At 59.0% G+C, this 11887-nt stretch carries 14 protein-coding genes and 1 tRNA gene; 6 read left to right on the top strand and 9 right to left on the bottom strand.

Going from position 1 to position 11887, the window contains the following annotated elements:
* Positions 1–13: 13 nt before the first annotated feature.
* Positions 14–337: an iron-sulfur cluster assembly accessory protein gene (locus I9182_RS04025; protein WP_209503663.1), complete on the bottom strand. Its 324-nt coding sequence runs from the start codon at positions 335–337 to the stop codon at positions 14–16.
* A gap of 76 nt (positions 338–413) precedes the next feature.
* On the opposite strand from I9182_RS04025, the gene I9182_RS04020 reads away from it, so the two are divergent.
* Positions 414–1553 (top strand): deoxyguanosinetriphosphate triphosphohydrolase, encoded by a 1140-nt coding sequence (locus I9182_RS04020; protein WP_209596657.1) that lies wholly within the window; start codon positions 414–416, stop codon positions 1551–1553.
* On the opposite strand, the gene I9182_RS04015 is transcribed toward I9182_RS04020, so the two are convergent.
* A complete protein-coding gene (locus I9182_RS04015) occupies positions 1532–1753 on the bottom strand; it encodes a hypothetical protein (protein ID WP_209503665.1) in 222 nt (73 codons plus the stop codon). The two genes, I9182_RS04020 and I9182_RS04015, sit on opposite strands and share 22 nt — an antisense overlap.
* A gap of 53 nt (positions 1754–1806) precedes the next feature.
* Here I9182_RS04015 and argS point away from each other — a divergent pair, with 53 nt between their 5' ends.
* The 5 genes from argS (at position 1807) to scpB (ending at position 7133) form a co-directional block, all read left to right on the top strand.
* Positions 1807–3552, top strand: a complete 1746-nt coding sequence (gene argS / locus I9182_RS04010; RefSeq protein WP_209503666.1) for an arginine--tRNA ligase — start codon at positions 1807–1809, stop codon at positions 3550–3552.
* A gap of 88 nt (positions 3553–3640) precedes the next feature.
* A complete protein-coding gene (locus I9182_RS04005; protein WP_209596655.1) occupies positions 3641–4705 on the top strand; it encodes an SPOR domain-containing protein in 1065 nt (354 codons plus the stop codon).
* Positions 4702–5709, top strand: coding sequence for a beta-N-acetylhexosaminidase (gene nagZ / locus I9182_RS04000; RefSeq protein WP_209596653.1), 1008 nt, complete (start codon positions 4702–4704; stop codon positions 5707–5709). The genes I9182_RS04005 and nagZ overlap by 4 nt, the downstream gene beginning before the upstream one ends.
* Positions 5699–6493, top strand: a complete 795-nt coding sequence (locus I9182_RS03995; protein WP_209503669.1) for a ScpA family protein — start codon at positions 5699–5701, stop codon at positions 6491–6493. Before nagZ ends, I9182_RS03995 begins: the two co-directional genes overlap by 11 nt.
* Positions 6486–7133 (top strand): SMC-Scp complex subunit ScpB, encoded by a 648-nt coding sequence (gene scpB / locus I9182_RS03990; RefSeq protein WP_209503670.1) that lies wholly within the window; start codon positions 6486–6488, stop codon positions 7131–7133. Before I9182_RS03995 ends, scpB begins: the two co-directional genes overlap by 8 nt.
* Positions 7134–7226: 93 nt before the next feature.
* Here scpB and I9182_RS03985 read toward each other — a convergent pair whose 3' ends face one another.
* The 7 genes from I9182_RS03985 to rpmF form a co-directional block, all read right to left on the bottom strand.
* Positions 7227–8306 (bottom strand): 2'-deoxycytidine 5'-triphosphate deaminase, encoded by a 1080-nt coding sequence (locus tag I9182_RS03985; RefSeq protein ID WP_209596738.1) that lies wholly within the window; start codon positions 8304–8306, stop codon positions 7227–7229.
* A 61-nt stretch (positions 8307–8367) separates the two neighbouring features.
* Positions 8368–8444: transfer RNA gene (locus I9182_RS03980), tRNA-Pro, on the bottom strand.
* Positions 8445–8505: 61 nt separating this feature from the next.
* Complete coding sequence (locus I9182_RS03975) at positions 8506–9105, bottom strand: MerR family transcriptional regulator (protein ID WP_209503672.1); 600 nt, start codon at positions 9103–9105, stop codon at positions 8506–8508.
* Positions 9106–9122: 17 nt separating this feature from the next.
* A complete protein-coding gene (ihfA, locus tag I9182_RS03970) occupies positions 9123–9425 on the bottom strand; it encodes an integration host factor subunit alpha (protein WP_209503673.1) in 303 nt (100 codons plus the stop codon).
* 96 nt (positions 9426–9521) lie between these two features.
* Positions 9522–10493 (bottom strand): beta-ketoacyl-ACP synthase III, encoded by a 972-nt coding sequence (locus tag I9182_RS03965; protein WP_209503674.1) that lies wholly within the window; start codon positions 10491–10493, stop codon positions 9522–9524.
* A gap of 22 nt (positions 10494–10515) precedes the next feature.
* Entirely contained in the window at positions 10516–11604 is a 1089-nt protein-coding gene (gene plsX / locus I9182_RS03960; RefSeq protein WP_209596651.1) for a phosphate acyltransferase PlsX, read from the bottom strand.
* A 24-nt stretch (positions 11605–11628) separates the two neighbouring features.
* The gene (rpmF, locus tag I9182_RS03955) at positions 11629–11835 is read right to left on the bottom strand and encodes a 50S ribosomal protein L32 (protein ID WP_008756996.1); all 207 of its coding nucleotides are present in this window, start codon (positions 11833–11835) and stop codon (positions 11629–11631) included.
* Positions 11836–11887: the final 52 nt, after the last annotated feature.

The following is an 11887-nucleotide window of genomic DNA, read 5'->3' as shown; positions in this document are numbered from 1 at the left end:
AAGCCCCCACTGGTTACATTGAAAACGACGTGCCGCAGCCACAGGACGAGGTGGCGTTGGGATTGTCGATCACAAACCGTGCACCGATAAGCTCCTGAGTGAAATCGATCACAGCGTTTTCAAGAAAGGGCAGAGAGACAGGGTCGACGATGACTTTTTGCCCCTTGCCTTCAAGGATGAGGTCATCGGTGTTTGGCGTGTCCAGAGCGATTTCATATTGAAAACCGGAACATCCACCGCCCTCCACTGCGACACGCAGGGCTTGCCCCTGTTCCGCGGCACCGATCTCGGCGAGGCGGTCATAGGCGCGTTCGGTGACTGATGGGGGCAGATTCATGCCGGTCTCCAAAGGTTTATTTCCCAAGCGTCCTACAATATATGAAACCAAAAGACAGCCGACAAGGACAAGGCCTTTGGACAGAGCAGGTTTTGCTTCGGACCCAGACCGCGCAAGGGGGCGGCTGGTGCCAGAGGAAGAAAGCAGCTTCCGGTCAAGCTTTCAGCGCGATCGCGACCGGATCATTCATGCCAGTGCGTTTCGACGGCTCAAGCACAAGACGCAAGTCTTTGTCGAGCACGAAGGTGACAGCTATCGAACACGGCTGACCCATTCCATCGAAGTCGCTCAGGTCGCGCGAACCATTTCAGGGGCGTTGGGCCTGAATCCAGAACTCACCGAAGCTGTAGCCCTGGCGCACGACCTGGGTCATACCCCCTTTGGTCATACGGGTGAGGACGCCCTCCACGCGCTGATGGCGCCTTACGGGGGGTTTGATCACAACGCTCAGGCCATTCGGATCGTAACGAAGCTGGAGCGGCATTATGCCGGGTTTGACGGATGCAATCTGACCTGGGAGTGCCTGGAGGGTATCGCCAAGCATAACGGCCCAGTTGTTGGTGAATTGCCCTGGGCCCTGGCGGAATGCAACCAGGGCTTTGATCTTGAACTTCATACTCATGCAAGTGCCGAGGCGCAGGTGGCGGCCTTGTCTGATGACATTGCTTACAACAATCACGACCTTCTGGATGGATTGCGCGCGGGGTTGTTTGAAGATGATGATTTGCGTCACCTTCCGATCGTGGGGGCGTGTTACGCGGATGTAGATGCGAAATACCCCGGCCTTGATCCGTATCGACGACGTCATGAATCACTCCGGCGGGTTTTTGGCGTCATGGTGGCGGACGTTATTACAACGTCGCGTGACTTGATTGCGGCCTCGGGCGCGCAGGCGGTCGAAGAGATTCGCCATCTCGGGTATCCTGTCATCCAATTCTCGGCCGGAACTTGGACGGATCTGAAACAAATCAGGGCGTTCCTGTTCACCCGGATGTATCGCGCACCCAGCGTCATGAAGGTACGGGCCGAGGTTGCAACGGTTGTCGAAGACTTGTTTCCGATCTATCTGAGCGACCCGAAACAGATGCCCGCACGCTGGCACGAGGATATTGAAGCTGCGGCGGACGAGACCGCTCTGGCCCGGATCGTATCGGACTATATCGCAGGTATGACCGACCGTTTTGCCTTGCAGGATCACGCACGGCTGACGGGCTGATTGCGCTGCAACGACACGGGTAATAATCCGCTTTCGCGGCCTTTTTGCAGGTTGGGTGATGTGTCTTGCGCAGCCGGGAAATGGTGGTCGGTGGCAGCTCGACAGACAGCGCGCAGGGCAATTGAGGTCTCAGGCAGCGGATATTCGGGCGAGATTGGCGGGCATTTGGCGCCAACCGAGTTCAAACAATAGGCTTCCATTGACCTTGCCGCATTGCGTGGTAAACCCCGCGACAAGCAAAAGGACATCCGAAATGAACCTGTTTTCCGAGATCCGCAGCCTCGTATTGGACGCGCTGGCGCAGATGCAGTCTGAAGGCGCGTTGCCCGAGGGACTGAGTTTTGACAACGTGGCGGTCGAACCGCCGCGTGATGCGGCGCATGGCGACATGGCGACAAACGCGGCGATGGTGCTGGCAAAACCGGCCAGGATGAAACCGCGCGACATTGCCGATGTATTGGCTGGGAAGCTGGCAGCGGATGACCGGATCACCAGCGCCGATGTGGCAGGTCCGGGCTTTCTCAATTTGCGGCTGGCACCGTCGGTCTGGCAAGGTGTGCTGGCGGCTGTGCTGGAGAAGGGCACCGATTATGGCCGCTCGACTATGGGCCACGGGCAGAAGGTCAACGTGGAATATGTTTCGGCCAACCCAACCGGACCGCTGCACGTGGGTCATACACGGGGTGCAGTGTTCGGGGATGCTCTGGCAAGCCTGCTGGCCTATTCCGGCCATGACGTGACCCGCGAGTATTACATCAACGACGGCGGCGCGCAGGTGGATGTGCTGGCGCGCTCGGCTTACGAACGCTATCGCGAGGCCAATGGTCTGAGCCCCGAAATTGCCGAAGGTCTTTATCCCGGCGACTACCTGATCCCAATCGGTGAGGCGTTGAAAGAGAAATACGGCGACAGCCTGATCGACAAGCCGGAAAGTGACTGGCTGGAAGAGGTGCGTGAGTTCTCGACCGACGCGATGATGGACCTTATTCGCGCTGACCTGAAAGCGCTGGGCGTCGAGATGGATGTGTTCTTCTCGGAAAAATCTCTCTATGGCACTGGTCGGATCGAGGCCGCATTGCAATCGCTGACTGACAAGGGCCTGATTTACGAAGGTGTGCTCGAGCCGCCGAAGGGCAAAAAGCCCGAAGATTGGGAGCCACGCGAACAGACCCTCTTCAAGTCGACCGAACATGGGGACGACGTCGACCGCCCTGTCAAGAAATCGGATGGTAGCTGGACCTATTTTGCCCCGGATATTGCTTATCACTATGACAAGGTGACCCGTGGTTTTGACGCGCTGATCGACGTGTTCGGCGCCGACCATGGCGGCTATGTCAAACGGATGAAGGCCGCTGTGTCGGCGCTGTCCGACGGTAAGGTGCCGCTTGATATCAAGCTGACGCAGCTGGTGAAGCTGTGGAAAAACGGTGAGCCGTTCAAGATGTCCAAGCGGGCGGGGAACTTTGTCACTCTGCGCGATGTGGTCGATCAGGTGGGCCCGGACGTGACGCGGTTTGTTATGCTGACCCGCAAGAACGACGCGCCGTTGGATTTCGATTTTGACAAGGTGCTGGAACAAAGCCGCGAGAACCCTGTGTTCTACGTTCAATACGCACATGCCCGTGTCATGAGCGTGCTGCGCCGTGCGGCCGAAGCTGGAATTGCGGCTGATGATGCGACCCTTGCGGACGCTGACCTGAGCAAGATCGATCATGCCTCGGAACTGGTTGTTGCCAAGAAGCTGGCAGAATGGCCACGGCTGGTCGAGATTGCCGCCCGGACCAATGAACCGCACAGGGTCGCCTTTTACCTTTATGAACTTGCAGGCGACTTTCACGCGTTGTGGAACAAAGGCAATGACGAGACGCAATTGCGTTTTATCCAGGATGGCGATGTTGCCACAAGCCAGTCAAAAATCGCTTTGGCCCGGGCCGTTTCTGTTGTGATTTCAGCGGGCTTGGGTATTCTTGGCGTTACTCCGGCGCAGGAGATGCGGTAAAAAATATCGCCCGAACCGCCGGTATGAGGTAGGCAAGAAATGACCCGCGGGCCTTATTTTCAGGCGCGAAACGGGCAGTGAGGCGGACATGGCGAGTTACGATTACTCGGGGCATCAAAGCCCCGGGCAGATTCATTACCCGAATCAAGCGCATTCTGATGATGTGTATGATTTTCCCGAAGATATGCAGGAAGATGACGCGCCGCGAGGCTCGTTTGGTCTGGGCAGGGCAGTCAATTTCCTGGGGGCTGTTGCTTCCTTGGCGCTGGTCGCTGGTGTCGGGGTCTGGGGCTATCAACTGATCATGCGCGATGTCAGTGGCGTGCCGGTTGTTCGCGCCGCCGAAGGGCCGATGCGTGTACAGCCGGAAAATCCGGGTGGAACACCCGCCGATCATCAGGGCTTTGCCGTGAATGCCGTCGCCGCCGAAGGCAGCGCTGCGGCGCCGGCCGACCGGTTGATCCTTGCACCGCGCCCGGTGTCCTTGACAGACGAAGATCTGCCCGCCGGAGAACTGAAGCCGACCCCTGCGCTGCATGTTGTCGAAGAACCTATCACCACGCAGGAGGCCGCGCGCCTGCGCCAGAACGCAGTAGATGCGCTGGTTGCGGAATTGGCGGGTGCGGCAGCAGAAACGCAGCAAGAGTTCGAAGACGGTGTACAACTGGCATCGCTGACCACCCCCGATGAAGAACCCGCCATTGACCCGGCAGATTTTGCTGCGGCCTTGCCTGACCCGAGTTTCGCCGAGTTGCCGGGCGTTCGCCGATCGTTGCGCCCTGTGACGCGTCCGGCACGGTCCACCCGCAGTCAGGTCGCGCCCAGCGAGAATTCCGAAGACGCCATCAATGCAGCGGTGAAAGCCGCGGTCGGGGTGGATGTTGATCCGGATACACTGGCAAAGGGAACCCGGCTGGCGCAGCTTGGAGCTTATGACAGCACGCAAGTGGCACAGGCCGAGTGGGACCGTTTGAATGGTCAGTTTGGTGAGTATTTGTCGGGAAAACAGCGTGTTATCCAGAAAACTTCAAGCGGTGGGCGCACCTTCTACCGCCTGCGTGTTCTGGGGTTCGAAGACCTGAGCGACTCGCGCCAGTTCTGCGCTGCTCTGGTCGCGCAAGGCGCTGACTGTATCCCGGTGGCCGTGAGGTGAAGTTCGGAGCAGCGATCACAGATGCTGAAGGCCTGCGCCTGACGCAGAAGGAAAGAGACCTGTTTCGCCAGATGAACCCGTTTGGGTTCATCCTGTTCGCCCGCAATATTGAAAGCGCCGATCAGGTGCGGGCCTTGTGTGATGATTTCCGCGAGGCCGTTGGGCGCAACTGTCCCATTACCATTGATCAGGAAGGTGGGCGCGTACAGCGTTTGCGCGCACGCTTGGCCCGCGAATGGCTGCCGCCGCTGGATCATGTGACCAGGGCGGGTGATCAAGCGGAACGCGCCATGTACCTCAGGTACCGCCTGATTGCGGATGAGCTGTTTGGTCTGGGTATCGACAGCAACTGTGCCCCCATGGTCGATGTGGCGCGGCCCGAGACCCACGCGTTTCTGAAAAACCGCTGTTATGCCTTTGATCCTGAGCAGATTTCCAGGGTCGGCAGGACCGTGGCACAGGGCCTGTTGGACGGGGGCGTTCTTCCGGTTCTCAAGCACATTCCCGGCCATGGCCGGGCCACTTTGGACAGTCACCATGACCTGCCGCATGTTGATTTGCCGCTGGTAGAGTTGGAATACAGCGATTTCGCGCCGTTCCGCGCCTTGAACGACCTGCCGATGGGGATGACGGCGCATCTGGTCTTTGATCAGATCGATCCCCGGCCAGCCACCATTTCCGCGGCCATGATGGGCCTGATCCGAGACAATATCGGCTTTGGCGGCCTGATCATGACCGACGATATCTCGATGAAGGCGCTCAGTGGGGCGTTGACGGACCTCACTCGCCAATCATTGCAGGCGGGCTGCGATGTGGTCCTGCATTGCAATGGCAGTTTTTCTGAACGTGCCGCTGTGATGGAAACTGCCGGAGAAATGTCGGATGTGGCACAAGCCCGCGCAGAACGGGCGCTGGCGATGCGCAAACGCCCGCGGGAACTTGACATCCAAGCCGCCGAAGCGGAACTATCTGCCCTAATGGGCGGGCAGGTAAATGAACGATAATCTTTTTAGCGAAGACCCTGTCTCGGTCGCGGATCGTCTTGCGGCCGAAGCGCTGATTGTTGATGTCGACGGGTTCGAAGGCCCGTTGGACGTTCTGCTGACCCTGTCCCGCACGCAAAAAGTGGATCTGCGCAAGATCTCGGTTCTTGCGCTGGCGCAGCAATATCTGGCCTTTGTTGAAAAGGCGCGTGCGCTGCGCATTGAACTGGCCGCAGATTATCTGGTCATGGCGGCGTGGCTGGCCTTTCTCAAGTCCCGTTTACTGCTACCACCAGACCCCGATGACGAAGGGCCATCGGGTGAAGAACTGGCCGCGCATCTGGCGTTTCAACTTGAACGCCTGCAGGCGATGCGTGACGTCGCTGCACGGTTGATGGCCCGCGACCAACTGGGGCGTGATTTTTTCAAACGCGGGCAGGGCGAGGACGTCACCCGCATTCGCACCGTGACTTATTCCGCCACGCTGCTGGACCTGATGCAGGGGTATGCCCGTATCCGCACCCGTGACGAATTCCGCCCCTTTGTGATGGACCGCGATGCGGTGTTCACGATGGAGCAGGCACTGGAGCGGATGCGCCCGCTGATCGGTTTTGCGGGGACGTGGACCGATATGGAAACCTATCTGCCCGATGGCTGGGATACTGACCCGGTGCGCCGCAGGTCGGCGACGGCTGCGACCTTTGCGGCCTCGCTGGAACTGGTGAAAGAAGGACATATGGAGATCAAGCAGAGCGAGACATTCGCGCCGATCCATTTGCGCAAAAGGACACAGACACGTGACTGATGCCCCAGAAGAAACCGGTACCCTGTTCGAGGCGCCACCCCTGGCGGAACAGGAGCGTATGGTCGAGGCGGTGTTGTTTGCCAGTGCCGATCCGGTGACGATTGCCGATCTTGAAGCGCGGATGCCGCATGGAAGCGACGCCGCGCAAGCCGTTGAATTGTTGCAGAGACGTTACGAAGGGCGCGGCGTGCGCGTGGTGCGTGTTGGAGAGGCATGGGCGATTCGCACAGCCCCCGATCTGGGCTTTCTGATGCAGAAGGAAACGGTCGAGTCCCGTAAACTCAGCCGGGCCGCGATTGAGACATTGGCCATCGTCGCGTATCACCAACCCTGCACCCGCGCCGAGATTGAGGAAATTCGCGGTGTGTCAGTCTCACGCGGGACGATTGACCAGTTGCTTGAGATGGAGTGGATCAGGTTGGGCCGGCGCCGCATGACACCGGGTCGTCCGGTGACATTTGTGGTGACGTCCGAGTTTCTGGATCATTTTGGTCTGGAGAACGCCCGCGACCTGCCGGGTCTCAAGGAACTAAGGGCTGCGGGTTTGTTGGAAAACCGACCTCCGCCGGGGGCGATCCCGTTGGGCGAGGCGCGCGAAGACGAAGTGGACGAAGACCAGTCGGAACTGTTTGAGGAGTAAAAATCCGGACAGGTCACTACAGGTCAGGCGCAGAACCTGCGACAGGCAACGCGGGTTATCCGGCATATGCACCCTTGCAAGAAATTCGGAGGGTTATCCAACCGCTTTGAAGTGCTTGGACAGTTTCAGGCCTTGCCCCTGATAGTTCGATGCAATCCCGGCACCATATAGCTGCGTGGGCATCTCGGCCATTCTCTCATAAACAAGACGACCGACCACCTGTCCGTGCTCCAGCACGAAAGGCGCTTCGTGGCATCGCACCTCAAGCACGCCACGCGACCCGGCCCCCCCGGCGGCTGCATGGCCAAAGCCGGGATCGAAGAATCCGGCATAATGCACCCGGAATTCACCAACCATCGCCAGATAAGGTGCCATTTCGGCGGCATACATCGGCGGGATGTGGACCGCCTCGCGGCTGACAAGGATATAGAATGCACCGGGGTCAAGTATGATGCGACCGTCCTTGGTGCGTACTTCCTCCCAATAGTCCTGGGGGTCGTATTCGCCAATTCGGTCCAGATCAATTACCCCGGTATGGGGCTTGGCGCGATAGCCGACCAGATCAGTATCGGGCAGTTGCAGATCGACCGAAAAGCCAAGACCGTCCTGAATTACGGCAGGGCTGTCTACCAACGGCGATTCGGCGTGCAGGGCGGTCAGTTCGGCGTCAGACAAGACGGCCTGACCCTGACGGAAACGGATCTGGTTCAGACGCATACCGGGCCGGACCAGAACCGAAAACGAACGTGGACAGATCTCGGCATAAAGCGGGCCTTTGTAGCCTGCGGTCACGCGATCGAACTCGGTGCCACCATCGGTGATGGTACGGGTCAGAAGGTCAAGCCGCCCGGTCGAGCTTTTGGCATTGGCGACGGCGGTTATATCGCGGGGCAGGGCAAGCGATTCCATCAGAGGCACCAGATAGACGCAGCCCTTTTCCAGAACAGCGCCGTCCGAGATGTCGATGCGGTGCATCTCGAACTCGGCCAAGCGATCCGTAACGGTCTGTCCTTCGCCCGCGAGGAATGAGGCACGAACGCGGTAGGCCACTGTTCCCAAACGCAAATCAAGGCTGGCCGGTTGAATTTGCGCTGACAGGACATCGGGGTTGGCGGCGATCTCTCCGCGCGCGATCATTGCTTCGATTTGCTGGTTCGCGCAAACACCTGTCATCTCGATCCCCTCATGTGCCAGAGCGGGATCTGGCCTTTGTGCCATAAACGTCGGTGTGATTTGGTCGGGCTAGCAGGACTCGAACCTGCGACCTTCCGTCCCCCAGACGGACGCGCTACCAGGCTGCGCCATAGCCCGACGTTGGGCCGTTCATAAAGATTTTCCCGGCAGGGGCAAGAGGAAAACACTGCCTTTTTTCCTAACCCGTCGCCTGTGTTTCGACCCGATCCAGCCAGCGGCGCAGGTCTTTTGCAATCGGTGCAATCTGGCGCAGAAGTTCGTCGTCAAACTCGGCACGCTTCCACGCCAGCGAAGCAATTCCGCCTATCAGGGGCGCTGTGTTCAGGTCTGGTTCTTGTACTGACACAGCCGTGGGACGTGCGTCGGCCTGCATGCATTCATTCGCCGGCTGCTCGGACGGTCCGTCCAGATCCATAGGGATTTGTTCGGTGGCGGCAGCGGGTTTGGGTTCGAACGGCACCACAGTACCTTGAACGGGTTCAATCAGGGCAGGACCCGGTTCGTCCAGAGGCGGAGACAGTGCTGCGACATGTGCGACGCCTTGCTCGCGCAGGATTCGCTGTACGCCCTTGATTGTGGTCCCGTCTTCGTGAAGCAGTTTCTTTATGCCCCCCAAAAGACGCATGTCATTGGGGCGATAATACCGGCGCCCGCCCGCGCGTTTGACCGGTTTGACCTGAGCGAACCTGCTTTCCCAGAATCGCAAAACATGGGCCTGAACCCCAAGCCAATCCGCTACTTCACTGATCGTGCGAAACGCGTCGGGAGACTTGCTCATATCCGCGTGACCCTGGGTTACTTGCGATTCCCGACGGCGACGCGATCTTTCATAAGATGCGACGGGCGAAAGGTCAGTACGCGGCGGGGCTGTATCGGAACTTCTTCGCCGGTTTTGGGGTTGCGACCGACTCGCGCGGTCTTGTCGCGAACACTGAATGTACCGAAGGACGAAATTTTCACCTGCTCACCGCGCACCAGAGCGTCGGACATGTGGTTCAGAACGCTTTCGACCAGCTGCGCACTTTCGTTGCGTGAAAGCCCGACTTCGCGAAAGACGGCCTCGCTCAGATCCATTCGAGTCAGTGTATTGTCGCCCATGTCATTTCCCCTGTTGCTGTCAAAGCATATGGGTATGGCAAATTCGCTGTCAATATCAATGAATTGCAAGCAGCTGTGTAAGCTGGATTGCGCCGGTTACCAGCGCAGAACCACCGCGCCCCAAGCCAGACCGCCGCCAATCGCTTCGGTCACGATCAGGTCGCCGGGTTTGATCTGCCCGCGTTGTTTACCAACCGACAATGCCAATGGGATCGATGCAGCCGAGGTGTTGCCGTGATCCTGAACGGTCACAACCACGTTTTCCATCGGCAGGCCCATCTTTTTGGCCGTGCCCTGAATGATGCGAATATTGGCCTGATGAGGAACAATCCAGTCGACGTCAGCGCATCTCAGCCCTGCGCGGCTCAGGGCTGTCTCAGCGGTTTTGGTAAGCTTTTCAACGGCATGTCGGAAGACCTGATTGCCCTGCATCCGCAGATGCCCGGTGGATTGGGTCGAAACACCCCCATCGACATAAAGCAGGTCCTTGTAGCGCCCATCCGAGTTCAGATCGGTTGCGAGTATGCCGCGATCCGCAGCGGTGCCTTCGCCGTCCTGCGCTTCGAGTACCAATGCGCCGGCGCCATCCCCGAACAAAACGCAGGTCGAGCGGTCGGTCCAGTCCATAATCCGGGAAAAGGTTTCGGCACCAATGACCAGCACGCGTTTGGCTTGGCCGGACAGGATCAACGCATTTGCGTTGCTGAGCGCGAAAACGAATCCCGCGCAGACAGCCTGTACGTCGAAAGCAAACCCCTTTGTCATGCCCAGCCGGGCCTGAACCATGGTCGCGGCAGAAGGAAAGGTCAGGTCCGCCGTCGAGGTCGCCAGGACAATCGCGTCGATATCATCCGCTGTCAGGCCCGCATCGGCCAGCGCAGCCTCGGCAGCTTTGGTGGCCAGGTCCGACGTCGTTTCGTCATCGGCGGCAAAGTGACGGCGTTCGATCCCCGACCGGGTTCTGATCCATTCATCCGTCGTGTCCAGCGTTTTCTCGAACTCGGAATTTGGAACAATACGTTCCGGCAAATAATGCCCGACACCTACTACAACTGAACGGCCTGCCATTTTTGAGGTACTGCCTTTTTTGTTATTTATCGGTCTGCGGCGCAGCTTGCGCGGCATCTTGTGCAAGCTGGGCCGTGGATGCAACCCGCGCAGCTAATTTTTCGGCAAAGCCGGACTGTGCCAGGGTAAAGGCCAGTTTGATCGCCGCCGACACTCCGGTCGCATCTGCCCCGCCATGGGATTTAATAACTGTCCCGTTCAGACCCAGAAACACGCCACCGTTTACGCGCCGCGGATCAATGCGCTTTTTCAGGCGCTGCAGCGACGTGATGGCCAAGACCGAAGCCAATCGGGACAACGGAGAGTATTTGAACGCCTCACGCAGAAGATCTCCGATCAGGCCGGCGGTGCCTTCACCCGTTTTGATCGCGACATTGCCGGTAAACCCATCGGTAACAATGACATCTGCCTTGTCACCGGGAATGTCGCTGCCTTCGACAAAGCCAACAAATTCGAAATTCGCCTGTTCCGCGAAATCCGAGATCAAGGCGTGTGCTGCTTTCAGTTCCGCGCGGCCTTTATGCTCTTCTGTGCCAACGTTCAGCAGCCCGATCCGGGGTCGGTTCAGGGCCATGCCGTTGCGCGCATAAGACGCGCCCATCAGGGCGAATTGCAGCAAGTCCTTGGCGTCGGCGCGCACATCGGCGCCCACGTCCAGCATCACATTGAACCCCTGCGGGTTGCGCGAAGGCCACAGGATCGCGATTGCGGGGCGGTTGACACCCGGCAATTTGCGCAGGCGCATCATTGACAGGGCCATCAGGGCACCGGTGTTGCCGCAGGACACAGCGCCATGGGCTTCGCCCTGACGAACCGCTTCCAGCGCGGACCACATCGAGGTCTGCTTGCCGTTGCGCACAACCTGGCTGGGCTTGTCCTCCATCGTGACAACGTCGGGGCAATCACGAAAAACGACGCGCCCTTCAAGGACACGTCGTTTGGCAACCAGCTTGCGCAATACCTGTTCGGGCCCGTGCAGCAGGAACCCGATATTCGGGTTCTTGCCAGCCGATTTCGCCAGACCTGCAACGACGACAGCGGGACCTGCGTCCCCTCCCATTGCGTCAACCGAGATGGTGATCCGTCCGGCGTGCGTGGGCTGATCGTTCATGCCTTGGCCTGCGCTCGATCAGGCTTAGGCTGCGTCTTCGTCCAGATCGATTTCGTCGGCCTGTGCGACGACTTCGCGATCGTCATAGTGGCCGCAAGATGCACAAACGTGGTGCGGGCGTTTCAGCTCGCCGCAGTTCGGGCATTCGTTCGGGTTTGCAGCAACCAGAGCGTCGTGTGCGCGGCGGTTGTTGCGACGCGACTTGGAAACTTTGTTCTGTTGGACGGCCATGGTCTCAACCTTTGTCTGACTGGGGGCCGCAGATTCGCTGCCGACCCGGGTT

This window comes from Ruegeria sp. HKCCSP351, assembly GCF_017872535.1.
Taxonomy (GTDB): domain Bacteria; phylum Pseudomonadota; class Alphaproteobacteria; order Rhodobacterales; family Rhodobacteraceae; genus Ruegeria.
The sequence above is the reverse complement of the archived record's forward strand: the minus strand, read 5'-3'. Positions and strand labels throughout refer to the sequence as shown.

What these genes read in the sequence shown, in the direction of transcription:
- I9182_RS04025 (WP_209503663.1), bottom strand. Translation starts at nt 337, where the DNA reads ATGAATCTGCCCCCATCAGTCACCGAACGCGCCTATGACCGCCTCGCC.
- I9182_RS04015 (WP_209503665.1), bottom strand. Translation starts at nt 1,753, where the DNA reads ATGGAAGCCTATTGTTTGAACTCGGTTGGCGCCAAATGCCCGCCAATC.
- argS (WP_209503666.1), top strand. Translation starts at nt 1,807, where the DNA reads ATGAACCTGTTTTCCGAGATCCGCAGCCTCGTATTGGACGCGCTGGCG.
- I9182_RS04005 (WP_209596655.1), top strand. Translation starts at nt 3,641, where the DNA reads ATGGCGAGTTACGATTACTCGGGGCATCAAAGCCCCGGGCAGATTCAT.
- I9182_RS03995 (WP_209503669.1), top strand. Translation starts at nt 5,699, where the DNA reads ATGAACGATAATCTTTTTAGCGAAGACCCTGTCTCGGTCGCGGATCGT.
- I9182_RS03985 (WP_209596738.1), bottom strand. Translation starts at nt 8,306, where the DNA reads ATGACAGGTGTTTGCGCGAACCAGCAAATCGAAGCAATGATCGCGCGC.
- I9182_RS03975 (WP_209503672.1), bottom strand. Translation starts at nt 9,105, where the DNA reads ATGAGCAAGTCTCCCGACGCGTTTCGCACGATCAGTGAAGTAGCGGAT.
- ihfA (WP_209503673.1), bottom strand. Translation starts at nt 9,425, where the DNA reads ATGGGCGACAATACACTGACTCGAATGGATCTGAGCGAGGCCGTCTTT.
- I9182_RS03965 (WP_209503674.1), bottom strand. Translation starts at nt 10,493, where the DNA reads ATGGCAGGCCGTTCAGTTGTAGTAGGTGTCGGGCATTATTTGCCGGAA.
- plsX (WP_209596651.1), bottom strand. Translation starts at nt 11,604, where the DNA reads ATGAACGATCAGCCCACGCACGCCGGACGGATCACCATCTCGGTTGAC.
- rpmF (WP_008756996.1), bottom strand. Translation starts at nt 11,835, where the DNA reads ATGGCCGTCCAACAGAACAAAGTTTCCAAGTCGCGTCGCAACAACCGC.